Source organism: Shewanella inventionis (genome assembly GCF_014641855.1).
Lineage (GTDB): Bacteria > Pseudomonadota > Gammaproteobacteria > Enterobacterales > Shewanellaceae > Shewanella > Shewanella inventionis.
The window spans coordinates 105,458-123,978 of sequence record NZ_BMII01000016.1 but is presented as its reverse complement, the minus strand read 5'-3'; the positions used below and the strand labels follow the sequence as shown (position 1 = coordinate 123,978).

16 protein-coding genes and 1 pseudogene are annotated in these 18,521 nt (G+C 42.2%); 9 read left to right on the top strand and 8 right to left on the bottom strand.

Features of this window, described 5'->3' with window-relative positions; genetic code table 11:
• Together IEW93_RS22010 and IEW93_RS11010 are read right to left on the bottom strand one after the other, a co-directional pair.
• The coding region (locus IEW93_RS22010; RefSeq protein WP_229706674.1) for a hypothetical protein at positions 1 to 193 on the bottom strand (193 nt) is incomplete at its 3' end.
• 95 nt (positions 194 to 288) lie between these two features.
• Positions 289 to 588 carry a transcriptional regulator gene (locus IEW93_RS11010; RefSeq protein ID WP_188739371.1) on the bottom strand — a complete coding sequence of 100 codons (300 nt, stop codon included), beginning with the start codon at positions 586 to 588 and terminating at the stop codon, positions 289 to 291.
• Positions 589 to 1,227: 639 nt separating this feature from the next.
• Between IEW93_RS11010 and IEW93_RS22005 the strand changes: the two are divergent.
• Positions 1,228 to 1,386, top strand: a pseudogene (locus IEW93_RS22005) (tyrosine-type recombinase/integrase); the annotation flags it as partial.
• Positions 1,387 to 1,462: 76 nt separating this feature from the next.
• Here IEW93_RS22005 and IEW93_RS11000 read toward each other — a convergent pair.
• Positions 1,463 to 1,648, bottom strand: a complete 186-nt coding sequence (locus tag IEW93_RS11000) for a helix-turn-helix domain-containing protein (RefSeq protein ID WP_229706672.1) — start codon at positions 1,646 to 1,648, stop codon at positions 1,463 to 1,465.
• 706 nt (positions 1,649 to 2,354) lie between these two features.
• Between IEW93_RS11000 and IEW93_RS10995 the strand changes: the two genes are divergently transcribed.
• The 8 genes from IEW93_RS10995 (at position 2,355) to IEW93_RS10960 (ending at position 13,952) form a co-directional block, all read left to right on the top strand.
• Positions 2,355 to 2,882 (top strand): hypothetical protein, encoded by a 528-nt coding sequence (locus IEW93_RS10995; protein WP_188739370.1) that lies wholly within the window; start codon positions 2,355 to 2,357, stop codon positions 2,880 to 2,882.
• Positions 2,879 to 4,465, top strand: a complete 1,587-nt coding sequence (locus IEW93_RS10990; protein WP_188739369.1) for a site-specific integrase — start codon at positions 2,879 to 2,881, stop codon at positions 4,463 to 4,465. The genes IEW93_RS10995 and IEW93_RS10990 overlap by 4 nt, the downstream gene beginning before the upstream one ends.
• 1 nt (position 4,466) lies before the next feature.
• Positions 4,467 to 7,346, top strand: a complete 2,880-nt coding sequence (locus IEW93_RS10985; protein ID WP_188739368.1) for a site-specific integrase — start codon at positions 4,467 to 4,469, stop codon at positions 7,344 to 7,346.
• 12 nt (positions 7,347 to 7,358) lie between these two features.
• Complete coding sequence (locus IEW93_RS10980) at positions 7,359 to 8,615, top strand: hypothetical protein (RefSeq protein WP_188739367.1); 1,257 nt, start codon at positions 7,359 to 7,361, stop codon at positions 8,613 to 8,615.
• A 325-nt stretch (positions 8,616 to 8,940) separates the two neighbouring features.
• On the top strand, positions 8,941 to 10,107 hold the full coding sequence (locus tag IEW93_RS10975; protein WP_188739366.1) for an Arm DNA-binding domain-containing protein: 1,167 nt from the start codon (positions 8,941 to 8,943) through the stop codon (positions 10,105 to 10,107).
• An 81-nt stretch (positions 10,108 to 10,188) separates the two neighbouring features.
• The gene (locus IEW93_RS10970; protein ID WP_188739365.1) at positions 10,189 to 11,886 is read left to right on the top strand and encodes a hypothetical protein; all 1,698 of its coding nucleotides are present in this window, start codon (positions 10,189 to 10,191) and stop codon (positions 11,884 to 11,886) included.
• Positions 11,887 to 12,333: 447 nt separating this feature from the next.
• The gene (locus tag IEW93_RS10965; protein ID WP_188739364.1) at positions 12,334 to 12,624 is read left to right on the top strand and encodes a helix-turn-helix domain-containing protein; all 291 of its coding nucleotides are present in this window, start codon (positions 12,334 to 12,336) and stop codon (positions 12,622 to 12,624) included.
• Positions 12,625 to 12,626: 2 nt separating this feature from the next.
• On the top strand, positions 12,627 to 13,952 hold the full coding sequence (locus IEW93_RS10960) for a HipA domain-containing protein (RefSeq protein WP_188739363.1): 1,326 nt from the start codon (positions 12,627 to 12,629) through the stop codon (positions 13,950 to 13,952).
• Positions 13,953 to 14,042: 90 nt separating this feature from the next.
• On the opposite strand, the gene IEW93_RS10955 is transcribed toward IEW93_RS10960, so the two are convergent.
• The 5 genes from IEW93_RS10955 to galU form a co-directional block, all read right to left on the bottom strand.
• Positions 14,043 to 14,303 (bottom strand): hypothetical protein, encoded by a 261-nt coding sequence (locus IEW93_RS10955; protein WP_188739362.1) that lies wholly within the window; start codon positions 14,301 to 14,303, stop codon positions 14,043 to 14,045.
• A gap of 593 nt (positions 14,304 to 14,896) precedes the next feature.
• Positions 14,897 to 16,246, bottom strand: a complete 1,350-nt coding sequence (glmM, locus tag IEW93_RS10950) for a phosphoglucosamine mutase (RefSeq protein ID WP_188739361.1) — start codon at positions 16,244 to 16,246, stop codon at positions 14,897 to 14,899.
• Between the two features lie 284 nt (positions 16,247 to 16,530).
• A complete protein-coding gene (gene hepT, locus IEW93_RS10945) occupies positions 16,531 to 16,962 on the bottom strand; it encodes a type VII toxin-antitoxin system HepT family RNase toxin (RefSeq protein ID WP_229706671.1) in 432 nt (143 codons plus the stop codon).
• Positions 16,959 to 17,342: a type VII toxin-antitoxin system MntA family adenylyltransferase antitoxin gene (gene mntA, locus IEW93_RS10940; RefSeq protein WP_188739360.1), complete on the bottom strand. Its 384-nt coding sequence runs from the start codon at positions 17,340 to 17,342 to the stop codon at positions 16,959 to 16,961. Before mntA ends, hepT begins: the two co-directional genes overlap by 4 nt.
• A gap of 277 nt (positions 17,343 to 17,619) precedes the next feature.
• Positions 17,620 to 18,498 (bottom strand): UTP--glucose-1-phosphate uridylyltransferase GalU, encoded by an 879-nt coding sequence (galU, locus tag IEW93_RS10935; protein WP_188739359.1) that lies wholly within the window; start codon positions 18,496 to 18,498, stop codon positions 17,620 to 17,622.
• Positions 18,499 to 18,521: the final 23 nt, after the last annotated feature.

Below are 18,521 nucleotides of genomic sequence, written 5' to 3'. Positions count from 1 at the left end.
GTAAATCACAGGCACTTTTTGTGTGCGGTAAATGTGGACACACTGACAATGCAGATAGCAACGCATCATTGGTCATTAAAAAACGGGCAATTAATCTAATTTTAGACACTGGAACGGTGTTGTCTGATGATGGAGTTTTACGACTCAGATCAGATAGTGGGCGTGGAGGGAACCGTAAGTCGAGTCGAGCCAAATGCTCAGCTCGCAGTACCCTGCGAAGCGTCAAAAAAGAAAAGTTAGCAGCTTAGGCTGTTGTCTTGGAAGCTCGCTGCTTTAGTTGCGAGTAGTTCACCCTTCCAGAAGTTTGATGTTTTGGAGTTTGATACCTAATTCATCATGCGCTGCCATTTCAGAGAAGTTGCTCTCCATGCCCATCACGGCCATAACTTTCAAATAAGTACCAATCGCAACACCAGGATCACCAGCAAATACCTTGTTCACCGTTTTATGGTCAAACCCGGTTCGCTCGCAGAGCATTTTTTTTGTCAATCCCCGTCGCTTCAACGCAAGCAACAAATCTTCACCAAAGAGAGTGAGAATTTTGAGCTGCTTTGGAAACAGAACGCTGTGTAAGTCTCGCCTTGCCATAAAATCACCCAGAATAGGACTAAATTCTCATTTTAAAGAAGATAATAGGAATATAGTCCAACTATTATGAATTGGCAAATTGAAGCAGAGTACACTATAGGACTATATCCCCATATTCAAGCAAATAATAGGAATTTAGTCCTACAAAAAAGTGAATGCGGCGATGCAGGACAGATAACAGATTGGCGTCATTTACCACACACGTTAATGGTTACGTCACGTGCCAAGTCATTAATCTTGTCACCTTTTTAGCAGCGTTTTACGACTATTGTTATTTAAATGTCCTTTTAAATACACAAATTGAGGTGAACTACCCACCGACGCACTTCGTGTCGATCAATGGGTTTCTGCAATCTAGTTTTTAAAGAGTAGGTTGCTTTTTTTTTCAGTTCCCACACCAAACTTTGATTACAAACCCAGAAATTCCAGTAAGTGGAAAATGGCACAGTGCTTGTCACCGCTTGCTTTCAACCTTCCCCTTAGCAGCGAGTGAAGGTTGCAAATGAGTCTTCAGGAAAGGGGTTGTTTCGTGCCAATTGTGGCAAACCATTTCGCGCTGCTCAGTTGTCAGAGTTTATGGCTAAATATATTAAGCTCGCCGATATGCGCAAAAGTGGAGCATGAAATCAATATCGCCATGCTGCGGCGACTCATATGGTAGATAACGGCGCTGATATTCGTCATGTACAAGCCTTTTGGGAGCATGCGGATTTATCGACTACCCAAGTTTATGTTCATGTAAGCATGATGGAATTACGTGAAGTGTATAATAAGACACATCCGTCGGCTCGTGATTAGCGTTACTTGATAAAGGCTTCCTTGTCGGAGCCTTTATCGTTTAGCTGCTATTGATGGGCCTTTAAATCCAATATGACTATATAACAGCCGTAATGCCTTTCTTATCGATAATGTTTAATAGGCGCAATGCAGCCCCTTGAGGCTTGGTTTTGCCCTGTTCCCACTTCTGAACACTTTCGCTACTCATATTGAGAACAGTAGCAAGCACGCCTTGGCTAATGTGCTCTCGTTTTCGTATTAGTTGAATTCTAGCTGCGGTCATGTGTTCTTGGCACTCATCGCGAGTGCATCAATTTTACGCATGGTGAGTTGATCAACAGAGCCATCTTCACTAAAGCGCTTCACAATATCTTGTTTTATAAACGTTTATCAGTCATTCCCAACCTCTCTTAGCAGGCCATCTAAGATGTGCTGCTCTATTTGTTCGTCTGTAAAACTCAGGAAGCTATCACCAATTAATTTATAGGTTTCATTTAACTTGTCAGGGATCTCTTTGCCTTTTTTTGGGGCATTTTTTTTCGCCAGCCATCTATAAAAAACAATCGGTCACCTTTTTGGATAGCAATCACACTTCGATTTGATTCTCGCTTGCCTTAGCCTAGTGAAGGGATCAGTTTTTTATATAGGCTCCCACTTTACAGCTCACTACCATGTAGATATAGCCTCAAGCTCAATGCATCATTACAAAAATGTCCTGTCACAATATGGGAAAGGCCCGAAAGTACACCACTTAAACCGTTTATTTCATAATAAAATAACAACATTTTTGTTGCTTAAACAACTAAATAGTAAAGGATTTATGAACAAATATTAATCTTATATTTGTTGCAACCTCCAAAAATAACTGTACAAATAGACAGTAATAAAAATAAAAAGTTAATTTAGTCAGTATCATTTGATATATGCAAACGAAACTTGTCAAAAATTAACCCAGAACATTACAGAACAAACAGTACAGTAAAGCAGAAATGAAAACAAAACAGCGCATGATTAACAGTTTTACCCTCGAATATCATCCTTCTGTCGCACCTTTACTCCGCGAGGAGATAACGGTGCAGTACAACGCCAGTGTGATTGACCATATTCTTGAGCATCAAATTCATATCTTACTGAAAACGATAACTCTTCATGTCATGCCTGTAACTCAAGCGCATTACCTACTTTTAGCGCCCGACCCACTGTTTGTATTGTTACGGCAACATCCAAGTGTTCAATCACAAAAAGTCAGCATATGTGAATACCAACAATCTGCAGATAACATCGAGCAAACAATCACTACATTAATGCTCACGCTTCCAGCATTGCAATATAAGCATCATTCTTCAATCTTAAAAACGCTGTCTTGTAGACTCAATATTGCTAAATCCAACACAGCGCTACCAACCAATCTTATTCCACAGAAAAGTCAATTGGCACTATTTGCAGGAGTATCTCCATCGGCAATACGATCAGACACCAAGAAACTCGCCCGCAATGACGATAAGGGTAAAGCATGAGTAAACTCAGCGCTATCAAACGCAAAGCGCGTCAACGAAACAGCGGCGGCGTTAATCCTGAGCCAATGAGCGTAGCTTTAACACTTATTACCGCATTGCATCTATTAAAGTCGTTCATAAAACCTACCGTGAGCAACAAAATCAACTCGTACGATCGACATCTATTTTATTTTGTCTATCTGTGGCTCACTGGCGAGCTTGTGAATTGCAGAACCACTGACGATATCCCGACAATTGGCATTCTTACAGGCAGTGAACAATGTAGAGCAAATGCAATACGTCGGGTGCGTATGAATAATATTTCTTGGGTCGAGTATGCATTGGCACACGACACACGACATGGCATTAAATGGCAGTGGCAGCCGCTACCAAATGGACTCAATGCTTACTTCAGTCATGCATTAACTCAGTCTACCGAACATTGGGAACTCTCTAATCAAGAGAAAGAGACTTTCATTTGCTGGTTAACGAAAAAATGGCGAACGCCAACCTCGTTATTGGGACGTTATCGCATACGTCGTGATGGATTTTTTTGCTACTTCAAAACGTTAGCCAATCTTGATAGTGGCCTATCAACACTCAGTAAACGTGTATTGCTCGGTGAGGAAGGATTGCATCATCACTCTGCCAGCGCATATCAATGCCAAGACAGCGAACAGTTACGTTACGAAATCTTTCATGCACAAACTCGATATCTAGATAGATTACGCCAAGTACTGATGGATCCAAAGCTCGAACCTATGCTCAATGTACCGCTTCCAATTACCGCCAATTTGCGATCGCTGCTACATAAAAATGATCCGCTACCCGAGCATTTACTCGTTGCAGGCCACATTGCAGCGTTTCACCTCGATCTCACTGAAGCAACCAAAACTTATGTCAAAATGCCAGCACTTTTTATTGGCTCACAGCGTATGCTTGAGGTAGACAATGTTCGGCATTTTTTCCGTCATTTACATCAACAGGGACAAAAACTGACTTTCCCGGAATACACAACAAATAGCTTACGCGAGTTAGTCAATTTTCGTGCAAACGAACTTGCATTACTGTTCATCGTATTAACAGGTGCTCGCCCGACGCATGCGATTACGCTTGAACAGGCTTACTGCTTTAACTTTCAACACGCTATTGTTCGCGACAAGGGACGCTGGCGCAGTCTGATGCTCCCAGATTATCTACAACAAGCAATCCAGCGATTTGAGCGGTTCAAACAGCTACTCAATCAACTTTTCCCAAAGTTTACCCCCTCACCAATGTTGTGGTTTGAGATCAATGAAATGGGTGAGCCGCAGCCTCTGACAGCAAGGACATTGCGTTATTTTATGAAGCAATATTGGTCAGAATGTATCCCAAATGTTCAGGTTGTGCCCTATCAGTTGCGTCATTTTTTTGCTCAGCACGCAAGGGCGTCACTCGATCCCGTCTTATCAACTCAAGATGTTGATCAACTCATGGGGCATTCTTCTTTTGGTGAGCACCTTGGCAGTGATATGCATTTCCCAGCTTCACAAAGAAAACTCAATAAACACCTCAACGGTATCAATCATTTTTTACAGCTAGCACCGATCATGGAGGAGCAGTAATATGCTCAGTTACAGTACAATTCAGCGGTACCATGACGACTTAGGACAAACAATAGAAAAACGCAGCGATATCGATTGGGTATGTCAACAGATTGATCAACACGCCAGCCAACGTAAACTCAGTGAAGTCAGTCTCAAACAAATAAGTAATGCTATAAACAACATTCCTACAGGACAACAACGTCGACTCAAGCGTGCACTAGATCAAGTATTACATTATCTTCATGATGTCTGTGATTGGGCACTACCACCAAAACAAGAAACGCGCTGTCAAGATAGTGCACTCGAGTGGATGCGTGAAATACAGACCTTTAACGACGATGCTGGCAGAGTACTAAGAGGCTACACTCAGCAACGCCAGCGCTTTATTGCTAATCCAAACAGTGGAGCTAAGGATGGGCTGGCTTGGTTATTGCTCGTGCTCTACATTGATGTCGCTCCTCTGCCGTTAAGCTACTGGCAAGCGGTTCTCAGTAGTGCTGATCCAATCGCATTTTTTGAAGGTCAATATACCCTAAAGGTGCCACATCCAACGCCTATCGCGGCATTTGCTAACGACAATCAGCCCAGTTTTACACGGTTAACACTGCCATTGTTTGCTTATCGGATATTGCAACAATATTTGCAGCTGAAATCTCAGCCGCCAACGAAAAGTATCCTTTTAAAAGCATTGAATAGTGTATTATCTGCGCAGCCTTATTATCTTGCTCCCCGCTCAGAAGCGAAGTGGCAACGAACGTTTCAGTCATTGTGGCACCATCATTATCAAGTACCAGCCGAACTGTTGCGCGATATTTCAGAACCTCAACGTCATGTCGCGACCTTACCTCAACATTTCAACTCAACTTTACCACTTGCAATCAAAAAATCGCTCTATCAACCTATCGTGTTTCAACGACAAGAAAATCAAGATGGCATTAAATCAAACTCGGGCAAGCTCTATTGGCCTCATAAAGAGCTAATCAAGTTTTACCGCCGTAAAAAAAACGCGTCAGCAGTCATGCCATTAGTGCCCAGTTGGACTCAAGAAAACATCTTACCTAAGCTTCTGTTTCATTACTGTGAGTCACTCTTTATTGACGGAGGTATTAAACGTGACAACCTACCAGCAGACACTGTCGACAGATACAGTAACTTTTACAAAAACCTTGCTCCGTTATCGTATCAAGCGGCCAGCGAACCCGATAAATTAGCATTATGGGCGCAGCAAGCTTTTGAAACCCTTGATGAGAAAGACTCGCAATCATGGCATTTCTACCAATTTTTACGCAGTGTGTCACAGCAACCATTAACTGATCACTTAGATTTGAGTCAATTTGAGAAGCCTAGTTTACCTGCACGAGTGGATCCATTTCGGCTAAGTGTTTCTCAGTTACACTTAGTTATCAAACACTTATTATCGAACAACAATGGTCACGCTCTGCAACGACTCTTTGCCAGTGTCGCTGCATTACTCGCGTTTTATGGTGCTTTGCGTCGCGGTGAAGTGTTACGCCTTAGAGTGGGTGATATTCGCCAAGTCGCCAATCAAAATAACCATTTTGTACTGACTATCACAAAAACAGATGAAGGCAGTACAAAAAACGGGCAAACTCGCCATGTTTATATTGTCATGCCGAACGTGGCAGCAAAGCTTGTACGCATAACGATTAAGATCAATGCAGAGAGTGATTACGCAAAACCGCTATTAGCATTATGTGGTGAATCCATAGCTTCACGCGCAAGCCATTATTTATATCCAGTGACACAGGTGCTTAAAGGATTATTTGGCCAACAGGTACGCTTCCATCATTTACGTCATTCAGGTATTGAGCTCACTTATCTGCAGGGGTTGCATTTAGCATATGATCAAGAAGATAACCATTTGGCAACTTTGCTCGACGACAAAGCAATGCAAACAATGCTGACCAAGCAGACTTGCTTAGCACGCTTTAGCTTTTGGCTTGAGGGACGCGATTTTAGCGAGGTAAACGATAGCCTCCTGTTTGATGTGATTAGCGCTCAATTTGGACATGCTCAATATGCAACGACTCGACGTCATTACTTACATGGACTTGAAAGGATCATCCCGCTTTTTAAGCCACACAAGCGTCACTATAGCCGTGATGAATTGCGCTACATTTTGGATATGCCCACTGGTTCAAATGATCTATCCAGGGTGCTTGCAGAGCTCTGTCCTGAGTATGCTGCATTGCCAGAGCAAGCCAAAAAGCACTATCAACCCTACTTTAGCGAGACACAACTACTCAAAAAAATCGCCCCCAAACAACGTACTTCTAAACTTGAACAGGAATGGAATGAAAATGACTGGTTAAAAATATGGACTGCTTACGCACCTGGAGAATGGCACAACGGGCAAGTATTTAATCTCATAAATGGTCAAGCAATGCGCAAGTTAACAACTGGAGAGCTTACAATGAGGTCCCTGAGCCAAGCGTGGATGCTGTTGGGACAACATCAAGGGTTAGTGTTGGATAAAAAGCAATGCACCGCGATAAAGCACTTAGGCGGAGCAATGATTACAGAAACATGCATAAGTGAAGACTCAGCAAGACCGCATGAGCCAAGCCAGCTAGATATTGTATTTAATTGCCCCTGCAATCAACGCACACTCCAAGCATTTCAGAGTTTATGTCATCTAGGACCACTTAAATCATTTAATGCAACACTGACTTTAATTCAAAACAGAAAAAGTCTTAAGAGTCATAAACTTGATTTGGTCAAAAAAGACTTTGCTCGCAAACAAGACACCGTGTTGCTTAAAAAGATCCCTCTTGGTGGCACAAGCTTGAACATCACATTACATACGCCATTTTCAGCAGCCATATTCAAGCGTCCACTCGCTCAATATTTTACCGGCATATTAGCTATAACCACTTAAAAGGATCTCACAATGCCAAAACTTGAATTTCATACCGACCGTAAACAAGGCATTAGCCACTTAGTTGACGCGATCAACGATAAAGATTGTATTCCTTATGTCACTGTGGTGATAGAGACCAAAGAGCTCGGTTATTTAATCGGAGGGCAGAGCGACTTTCCCTCGATGGTTCAATTGCCACTTAACAGTGAATGGGGGCTCAAAAAAGGTCAATGGTCATTATGTGCAAGTAGCTTTAGTACATGGTGGCAGGCTGAGTTAAAGAACACGTTAAATAAAGGCCCAATCACTATTGAAGTTGAATATGGTAAACAGCAAGATCTTCCATCGCTCAACGGCTTGATGGCGCAAGTATCTCGTCTATACATTCAAGCTAAACCGCCAATCGAGGAGCATCTTGCCTTTCTTGTGCAGCACAAAAACCAAGCTTACCAATCTTTACCCACTGATTCAGCCAGAGTGATCCTTGAAGTCGCAGAGGCCCATAAGCCGTTTGATGTGTTTGAGCTCAATAAAGAGCAACAAAAAGTCCGTATTGAGCGTGACAACAATATTCAAACCTGTGCCCTACCCGAGAATATGGAAGTGACACATGGCATATTGCTCAACAAAGAAAGCGTGGTACAACTGGATAGGATTTGTAGTAACACTGATGCAGAACAGATCCAGTATTATCTGGATGATGAGCGCGCAATATTTAGTGATGGTAACTGCGTGAGTTCAAGCTCGTTAGCATCACTGCGTGAATATCGATTAAAAAAAGAAACAGCGTATAGTACAGAGGTTAAAATTATCATCAACATTTATGATTTTAAAGCCGATCTCAAAAGATATTTGTCAATTATGCCGCTAAAAAAAGCCAACCAAGCACTACTCTATATCGATAAAGACTATGTCATGCTTGCTAGCTTAGTTGAAGAGACAGGCAGTAACCGTTTTATTCGCACAAAACACATAGATTGCCCCAAACCCTCGTTATACAGCATCAATCTAAGTCAGCTAAGCCGAGTGCCAATTAAAGATATTACCCAGGCTGAACAAATGAAAATAGCGGTATTAATTAACGATAAAGGCGAACTAAAGTTGGGGTTTTATAACGACAGAGATAATACCGAGCCTTACCACAGTGTCACTGATATCGAATACGCTTCCCCGAAAATGGAGCTGATACTGCAATCAAAAACCAAGCTAGAGACGATGCTAAAACAGAAAAATGCGAATGGGGATTTAGACAGCCAAAAAGATTTATTTGGTTTTAATGACGTTTAATAGCGGAATAAAACGGACGTGACACAATGTGTTGGTGTGTTGTTTGAATAATTACAATAAAACACTGGACAAATACACAGTGGTAGTTGTATAAAGTAGAGGTGGTTAACTAATAAGCTAAAACATCAGCCTATTGGGAAACACAATGTGGTGGTTAACTTGCGCGATTGGCAAGTTGAGTTACCCTAAAATAGCAGTTGGGAGAGAGTGGCGGCAACCACTCTCCCCCGTACCGGCTGCTCCGACCTTTAAGCGTACCCAGCCGATGGCTAAATTCTAACGAATTCCATCGGATAGGGATAGATCTATTTGATGGAGGCCTCTTATGGCTCAAATTCGTGTTCGCCCCAATGGGCGTATTCAGTTCGACATACATCTTTATGGCTGCCGTTTTCGTGAAGGCACCAAACTGATGGCCACACCTAAAAACCTTGCCAATGCCAAAGCCACACTCAAGAAAATGAGTGCTGAAATCGACTTAGGCACCTTTCAATATCGCGACTACTTTCCAAGCAGTAAAAAAGTGGCACAGTTTGAAGCGCTACAACGCGCAGCTCACCCCGACCGCCAATATCCTTTCTTTGATAATGTTGCCAACCAATGGTTTGAACGCAAAAAAGCCACCTGGAAAAACAGCTACCAAGCCATGGTTCGTACAGCATTAGACAAATACCTCATCCCCACCTTTGGTAATACCCTCATTAACGAAGTCACCTTGTCGCAGGTCGATTATTTTCGGCAGGCACTAAAAGAAGGCGAGAAAAAAGACGGTTCACGCCTGATGTCGAATCGGCGCATTAATTTTATTCTGTGGCCTTTGATTGCCATCGTAAGCCTGGCCGCTGATGAATGTAAATTCGAATACCCGTTACGCCGCTACAAAGCACTAAAAGAAGAAAAAGCCGAGTCTAACCCCATGACCATCGATGAGGTGCGCAAGTTTCTTGCGTGTGCCCCTAAAAAATGGAAAGACTATTTTATCATTCGATTCTGGACCGGTATGCGCAGTTGTGAGGTGCATGGCCTCGAATGGGAACATATCGACTTCAACCATCGCTTAATTCGAATTCGTCAAAACTGGGTCAATGGTGAAATCTGTGATGTAAAAACACCAAAATCACGCCGCGAATTAAAAATGTGCGACACCGTTTTTGATGCGTTTAAACGTATTCAGGCAGTAAAACCTAAACACTCAAACTTTGTGTTTGTGTCCCCCACAGGACTCCCCCCCTCAACTCACTTTGTCAGCCGCAAATTATGGTTCCCGACGCTAAAAGCCGCAGGCTTAAAAGCACGTCGCCCTTATGAGACTCGTCATACTGCTGCTGTACTTCATATCGCCGCGCACGAAAATCCCTTGTACATCTCTCAAATGCTTGGGCACAGCGACACGCGATTACTGTTTGATGTCTACGCACCTTATGTGGCCAATGCGTCACGCCTTGATGGCAGTGCATTTGAATCATTAATGCGCAATGAAGGTTTAGCTTAATTCGACAATGCTTCACATACCTGTGCAGCATTTTGCTCGCACAATGAAGTCACAATAACTTGTATCAGCAAGGGGTTCTTTATGATTTGTATTAACTGTTTTAAGGGTGGTCTATCAGGCATCACTGAGCACTTTAACGCTCAATTTACACACGACTTAGACATTGCATCATTCTCGTTTACTAAATTACGTGAAATGCCGTCGGTATCGCTCAACAAAAATGAATGGTTTAACCTGTTTGATGACAATATCTCATCACAAACCATTATTCAGTTTTTTAAAAAATATCCGTTAGCCATACCGAGTTCATCTTCTAACCTCAATCAGCCTTGCTATAAAGAGCTTGCACGTTTTTTAGGGTTTACAGATGAGCTGTCTGATTATCAATCATTGCGAGCTCGGCAATTACGCTTTTTTGCTCAATTTATTATGCAAGAATGTCATTTAACACTGTGCCCTTGTGCATTTACTCAACTCAAAATAAATCGGGGCTTAAAGGAGCAACACAAGCTTCAAAATAAGCTTAATCATATTTTGGCTGTGAGAAGAGAACATGACAAAAACCTGGTGTCATTAAAGGTAAAAGTCGACTATGTTCACTCAAAGCTTGATTACAACTTTATCCTGAGTGCAGAATTTTTAGTCGCACGAAATAAAATCGAAACGCGTACCTTTAATACGTCTGACAAACTGCTCAAACGAGCAAAGGTCATCCACGCTTTGTCATATGATCTACAAGACATGGATACCGAAGAAAAAATTACCGACTTTAAAGCACAGGTTTACCATGAACTGCAAAAGTTCAGAGACAGCGAATTTGTTACCGACATTAAAGTGTATACGTCTGAGTATTTCCCTGAATCACAACGCAATAATTTTCGACGTGATTATAAGCAAAAAGACAAATACCCTATCGATATCGTCATCGCAGATCGATTTATTGCCAGAACATGCCTGTCTTCACTCCAAAAAAGAAACCCAGGCGGAAAAGTGACAGACATGATGTGCAACGATATCCTTATCATTAATGATCTGTACAAAATACCGAATAAGCTAAAACCTTTCCCGATAAAATGGGCAACGGTTGAACGCGGTGAAAGAGAAAGCACAGGTAAACAGCGGATCCATGTCAAAATTACCTACAATAATGGCCAGCAGTGTTACCTCAGAAACTTTTCTAATTCCCCTTGCGTCGAGCAGCCCACATTATTGTTGCCTTCTGAAGAAAAAATCAGCCGTGTTTACCATAAGTTCACCCACACTCATATTATCTTTTATGTCTGGAGTGGCATTATTGAAACCGCGCATACAAGAGAAGTGATTTATAAATTTGGAGTATGCCGCTTTGACTGGTCTGATACAGAGAAGTACAACATTGAAGAATTAACGCAATCAGTCATGAGCCGTCAATTAGAGTATTGTCGATCACATCAAATTGTGGTGAATGAAGCAAAAGTTGAGTTGATTTCAACCCCAATGCCTTTTAATGACGGGTGGGCTAATAGCACGTTAGGTCGATTAGAAAATGGGCTAAAAGATCCAAACAATAATCCCTTATTAATGCGTAATGACAATGTGCCTGAAAATAGCATGCTCAGCAGCAATCCCACTGAGATCATGTGCAACGACTGGCATAGAAGACTGTTTGTTATTCCATTTATCAAAAACTACGTTAATACAATGGAACATGCTCAATCAATCGGCTTTATCGAGCTTGAAAACGCGATAGGTGAGGAGTATCCCGTTCCAAAGCAACAGCACAAGCAGATAACCTCTTAATTGATTTTTGTGTTTATACCAATCAGGATAAATAAGTGATCAGAGATTGCGTAGGAAAAATCGCTTAGAACAAGGCAGAAATTGCAGCTAGGTAGTTGTTCTAACTTCAAAATTTCTTACGAAGTTATAAGCGATGTTAACCAGTAAGTATGATCACGTTTTTGTGCCGATTGGTATTAAAAGCGCACATCGAGTAGGGTGAGGCGTTGCCGCCTCTTCCCTCTCACATATTAAATTAAAGCAACTCAACAAAAATCAACATTGAAATAGATTGCCGCTGGAGTGAATATTTGTTGAACAGCCAATTAATCACCACTATCGGTTATTTATTGGTGGTGCATTTCACGAGAGTAATATAATCACCCTTATCGGTGAATATATTTAAAAGTTACTGAAATCGATCTATAATCACTGAAATCGGTGATTATTTTTAGTAAGGTTCGATTGATGGCTAAGAAAGTAACAGCTTCAAAAATGCCTAGCGCTGCATTCATAGATAATGCAGCCGTTCTGGGCCAACTCATCAAAGCAAAAAGAACTGAACTCGGCCTAAAGTTAGCAGACTGCGCCGCGCTATGCGGAATTGGTATTAATACTTTATCACGTATTGAAAACGGAAATTCAAACTGTACTTTATCAGCGGTATTTTCTGTTTTAAACGGATTAGGTATTAAGCTAACCTCTAAAGAATTAACCCCTTTAGAAAAGATATCATCACCTTTTGATGAGTGGGTTTAGATATGATAAAAGCTAACGCATACAGGCTAGACATCAAATACGCTGATCAAGTGATTGGACATTTATCTTTAGATAACACGACCAACTTATTAAAACTGAGTTATTCACCACTGTGGCAAACCGAAGGTTTTGCTATCTCCCCCCATTTATCACTGGATAATCAACACTCACCAGAAGTCGCGTACAGCTTTCTAGATAATGCCTTGCCTGAAGGTGAAGCAAGAAAACTTTTGGCTGAAAATCTGGGTGTTTCAGAGAAAAATGTTTATTCACAAGTCCGTGCCATTGGAAATGACTTAGCAGGCGCAGTGACATTTTTACCGTCATTAGAAGAACACAACCAGCCGTCATTTAGAATACTTGAAGAAGAAGAGCTCATTACAAGACTCGACAATAAAGAAGAATTGGGCCTACTCACATGGGACGATAAGCCACGTCTCAGCGTGGCCGGAGTTCAAGATAAACTAAATGTTTTTATTGATGAGAAAGGCAATATTGGCTTTGGAGATGGGTCACTCTGCTCTACCCATATTATAAAATTTGAAAAGAGAAACTGTCCAAATCTCGTCTTAAACGAGTTTTTTTGTATGAAGCTCTCTAGTGCAGTTGGATTGCCAACTGCTGATGTTGAGTATAGACATTTTGGACCTCACCCATCACTCATCGTAAAACGATTCGACCGCAAATATGTTGCCGACGCCAACAAAGTAATGAGACGTCATGTTATCGATGGCTGCCAGGCATTGAATTTACCAAGAGACTACAAATATGAGCGAAACTTGGGTGATGGAAGAGATGTTCAACATATTCGAGATGGCGCTAGCTTAGAAAAGTTATTTGAATTCACTGGACATATGTCTTCCCCAATTGAAAGTAAGCAATGGCTTATAAACTGGCAACTGTTTAATTTAATGATCAGCAACTACGACAGTCATGGCAAGAACGTTTCATTATTCTTTGATAGAAATAATGCACGATTCACTCCAGCTTATGATCTCGTCAATATCGCTTTGTTCCCTCAATTTAAACACAGGTTAGCGATGGCTATAGGTGATGAGTTTGACCCCGACCATATTCATGCGTATCAACTGGCTGATTTCGCAGAAACATGTGATATCGATAAGAAACTGTTATCTAGGCTATTGATTGAATTAGCAAATAAATTGATAAAACAACTATCGACTGGGTCGTTGATTAAAAGTTTACAAACTCAATCTCATTTGTCTGATAATGATATTAAGTATTTTCAGCAACTGAGTGACAACATACTGACAAGAACCGAGTATTTAAAAGCTCAAGCAGTTGAAATCCCTAATATTGAAGTATAGAGACGTCAACTTAGTGAAATCGTTTTTTTAGAGGGGGATGACCAACGGCGTAGCCAACAAACACAGCTGCGGATTACACACATTGTTTAATTACCACTTAGAAAAGTCATAGTGCACGAATGAAGGTGACAATGAAGTGCTGGCTCCATCAACCTTTTTTCCACAATAGGGACAATAGCGTACTTTTATTGCTATTGTTTCGATAATTTGGCCAACTTCTTCTAAGTAGTGATTTTCCTGAAGATCAATTTCTGTTGCCACTCTATTTAAATTTAAAATGAAGCAACCTTCGTCATGTTCATACCAAGCATCTACTAATTTCATGTTTTCGCAATAGTGAAGATCTTTCATTTGTATCCCTTCCAAGAGAAGTACATATTTGTAACTGGCTAACACTGTTAATTTTGCACGGTTCTGAAAGTTAAGGCCATAATCAGATCTGCGCTAGGTTTCGATTCGATCGCGTAAAGCTGACGAGTGCTACTTGTAATTGAATGGATATTTTTTCTTAATTGCCCGAATAATTGCACTATCGTTTCACTATTGAGAGCAGCATGAGTAAATATCATCGTAATAAATTTTTTGTTTAAAAGCGCACAAACAAAAACAGGTGATTGCTAAGCAATCACCTGTTTTTATGTTTTATGTGAAGCGCTCTAGGAACTAGGTTCTAGGAACTGCAAGAGAGCGGACTTCGTCCTGCTAGGTTCTAGGTTCAACCCGCTTGTCATCCCTGAGATCTTTTATCAGGGATCCAGGTGTTTTTGTAAGTCTTAAAACCGTTGACGGCTTACGGATTATAGAACGCTGTGCTTACGGGTTTAAGTGCTAGGAACTCGCAGGCTCGCCGGAGAGCGGACTTCGTCCTTCTAGAATCTAGAAGCGCAGCGTCCTCGAAGTGACGAAGTCACGTCCTAGCACCTAGAAGCGAAGCGCCCTGGAACCTAACTGCGAACAGCTTTCGCTATGTGCTCAGCCTGTGTTTGCGACATTTCTGGGTCGGTTGACTCAACCATTACGCGGATTAATGGCTCGGTGCCAGATTTACGCAGTAACACGCGGCCGTTGTTACCTAAAACGGTTTCAGCTTCGATAACCGCTTGTTTAACGGCGACTGACGCTAAAATCTCATCAGCATTGTTTGCGGTTAAGCGCACGTTAAGTAGCACTTGTGGCAGTTTTTGCATACCAGAAACCAGTTCTGCTAGTGATTGTTTAGACTCTAATACTGCTTGCAGTACCAATAATGAGGCAACCACTCCATCACCCGTTGAGGCGTAATCAAGGTGCAAAATGTGGCCAGAGCCTTCGCCGCCGAGTTTCCAACCGGTTTCTTTTAATTGCTCAACCACATAACGGTCGCCCACTTTGGCGCGTTTAAAAGGAATGTCCATCTCTTTTAACGCCAATTCAAGGCCAAGGTTAGACATTAAGGTGCCAACAACCCCGCCTTGTAATGTACCTTTACGTTTAGCGGCGCGGGCTAAGATGTATAAAATTTGGTCGCCGTCAACCACATGGCCGTTGTGATCAACAAACATAATGCGGTCAGCATCGCCGTCAAGTGCAATACCTAAATCGGCCTCGTGAACCATTACTGCGGTTTGTAGGCTGTCTAGATGGGTCGCACCGCAGTGATCGTTAATGTTCACCCCATCCGGTTTGTCATTAATGCTGATCACTTCAGCACCTAACTCGCGGTAAACATTCGGCGCAATGTGGTAAGCCGCACCATTGGCGCTGTCGACCACAATCTTCATTCCCGCTAAGGTTAAATCTTTAGCAAATACGCCCTTGCAAAACTCAATATAACGGCCTGCGGCGTCGGTAATACGGCGCACTTTACCGAGTAACTCAGAAGACACACACTGCATTGCATTGTGGTTTAACGCCTGATCGAGTAGCGCCTCGATTTCAAGCTCTTGCTCGTCATTAAGCTTAGTGCCAGAGTTAGAGAAAAACTTAATGCCGTTATCGTAATGGGGATTGTGCGATGCGCTAATTACCACACCCGCATCAGCTCTAAAGGTTGAGGCTAAATACGCCACCGCAGGTGTTGGCATAGGGCCAATTAATGCCACGTTAACACCGGCAGCAGAAAGCCCAGCCTCAATAGCCGACTCAAACATATAACCACTACTACGAGTGTCTTTACCAATTAACACTTCCTTGGTACCAGTTGAGGCAAGCACTGTACCCGCAGCCCAACCCAGCTTCATTGCAAAATCAGGTGTAATTGGAAAAGTCCCCACTTTTCCACGCACACCATCGGTACCAAAATATTTACGACTCATAAAAACTCCAAAAATAAAGAAGGGTCTAGGAGCTCGCAAGCTCGCTAGAGGGTCTAGGTTCTAGGAACTCGCAGGCTCGCCGGAGAGCGGACTTCGTCCTTCTAGGTTCTAAATGCGTTGACGTACGTATTACGGATTACGGATTACAGAACGCTTCGCTTACGGGTTCAAGTACTAGGAACTCGCAAGCTCACTGGAGGGCGGACTTCGTCCTTCTAGAATCTAGCAGCGAAGCGCCCTCGAAGTGACGCAGTCACGCCCTAGCCTCCCCGACGATGTGAGGGTTACTCGGAAAGCAAAAAAGGAATAGCCTTATCCGTAAATTCGGCCAAGGATTGATAATGCTTTTGGCGCAAAATATCTTCAATAATCAATAAATCGATATTCAAATAATCGTGCACCAAACCATTACGCATGCCAATGATCTGTTTCCAAGTTCGTAATTCATCACTGGATATCAGGTTATGCACCTTTAAAACGGAGAATGATTGATAAGCTTCGGTCACACTGTGACCCTGAATCTTTTTCACCATATGCTTGGCTAGCGCTATGCACATTTCTGTGAAAACTTGCAGTAAACGTTCAGTCGCTAAGAAGTCACGTTTTTTAAGTTCTGAATGTATTAAATCAAAGCGAAGCTCATCGAGTTCTTTGAGATACATTGCTTTGTGCATTTTGACTTCATTGAGGTATAGCTCAATACCTTTGTTCATCATTCTGCCTCGCGTTTGCTTTGCATCAATTGATACTCAAACATAGAACGAATGCGGTTTTCTTCTTGATAAACGCGCAGTGGGTTATTGTTGTATACCAATTGGCCATATTCAATCACATTAAAAGCGAGCGCAATAGGTATGCGATTAATATCAACGATACTCAATTTATCGAGAGGCATGTTTAACTCTTCTGCCCACTCTATTGCTATACATTCGGGGCGAGATTTAAGTGATAAAGCAGGGAGAGTATGATTCTTAAACGCTATGGCTAAATCAACATCACTTTCTGAGTGTGCGGTTCCCTGAGCTTGAGAGCCATATAACCATACAAGCTCAATGTCTTCATTAAGCTTGGCTAAGTTAACGATAAAATCTATCATCCCCATCCTATTTTTACCGTTTATAAGCGAAGCGTCTAGCAGTGACGAAGTCAGGTTCTAGGTTCTAGGTTCTAGGTTCTAGGTTCTAGGTTCTAGGTTCTAGGTTCTAGGTTCTAGGTTCTAGGAACTCGCAAGCTCGCCGGAGAGCGGACTTCGTCCTTCTAGGTACTAGGGTCTAGGAACTCGCAAGTTCGTCTGAGGGCGGACTTCGTCCTTCTAGGTTCTAGCAGAGTTGCGCCCTTCTGTTAACCTAGCAGCGAAGCGACCTCGCACCCAGCTAGAGCATTTTTGCGATACGTTCTTTAAATTCTGCACCGAGTTTGGCGTCACGTAAGCCGTATTCGACAAATGCGGCCATGTAACCAAGTTTGTCACCACAATCGTGTGACTTGCCTGTCATGTTAAAGGCTTCAACTGTATCTTGCTCAATCAGCATATCGATGGCGTCAGTTAATTGAATTTCATCCCCTGCACCGGCTGGGGTTTTAGCTAATAATCGCCAGATTTTTTCTGACAATACATAACGACCAACCACAGCAAGGTTAGATGGTGCTTCGCCAACGGCTGGTTTTTCTATCATGGCAGAAATTTTTGCCGAATCTCCAGGGGCAATCTCAACACCATTGCAATCAGCAATACCATACTTGTTTACTTCATCATCAGGCACTGGCGCAACCATAATTTGGCTAGCAAAACTGGTTCTGTAACGGGCAATCATTGCCGCTAAGTTTTCAGTTTTTGGGTCTGCTGTATACGCGTCTAAAATCACGTCAGGTAACACTACTGCAAATGGATTATTACCAATACAAGGTTGCGCACATAATACCGCATGACCAAGGCCTTTCGCCTCACCTTGACGCACGTGCATAATGGTCACATCTTTTGGACAAATGGCCTGCACTTCTTCAAGTAACTGACGTTTAACTCGCTTCTCTAGCGTTGACTCAAGTTCAAAAGACTTATCAAAGTGGTTTTCAATGGCATTTTTACTGGCGTGCGTCACCAATATAATCTCTTTAACGCCCGCTGCCACACACTCATCAACAATGTACTGGATTAACGGCTTATCAACCAAAGGCAACATCTCTTTAGGAATCGCTTTGGTTGCAGGTAACATGCGAGTCCCAAGGCCCGCCACAGGAATAACAACTTTCATCAATAAAACCTTATATATTAATT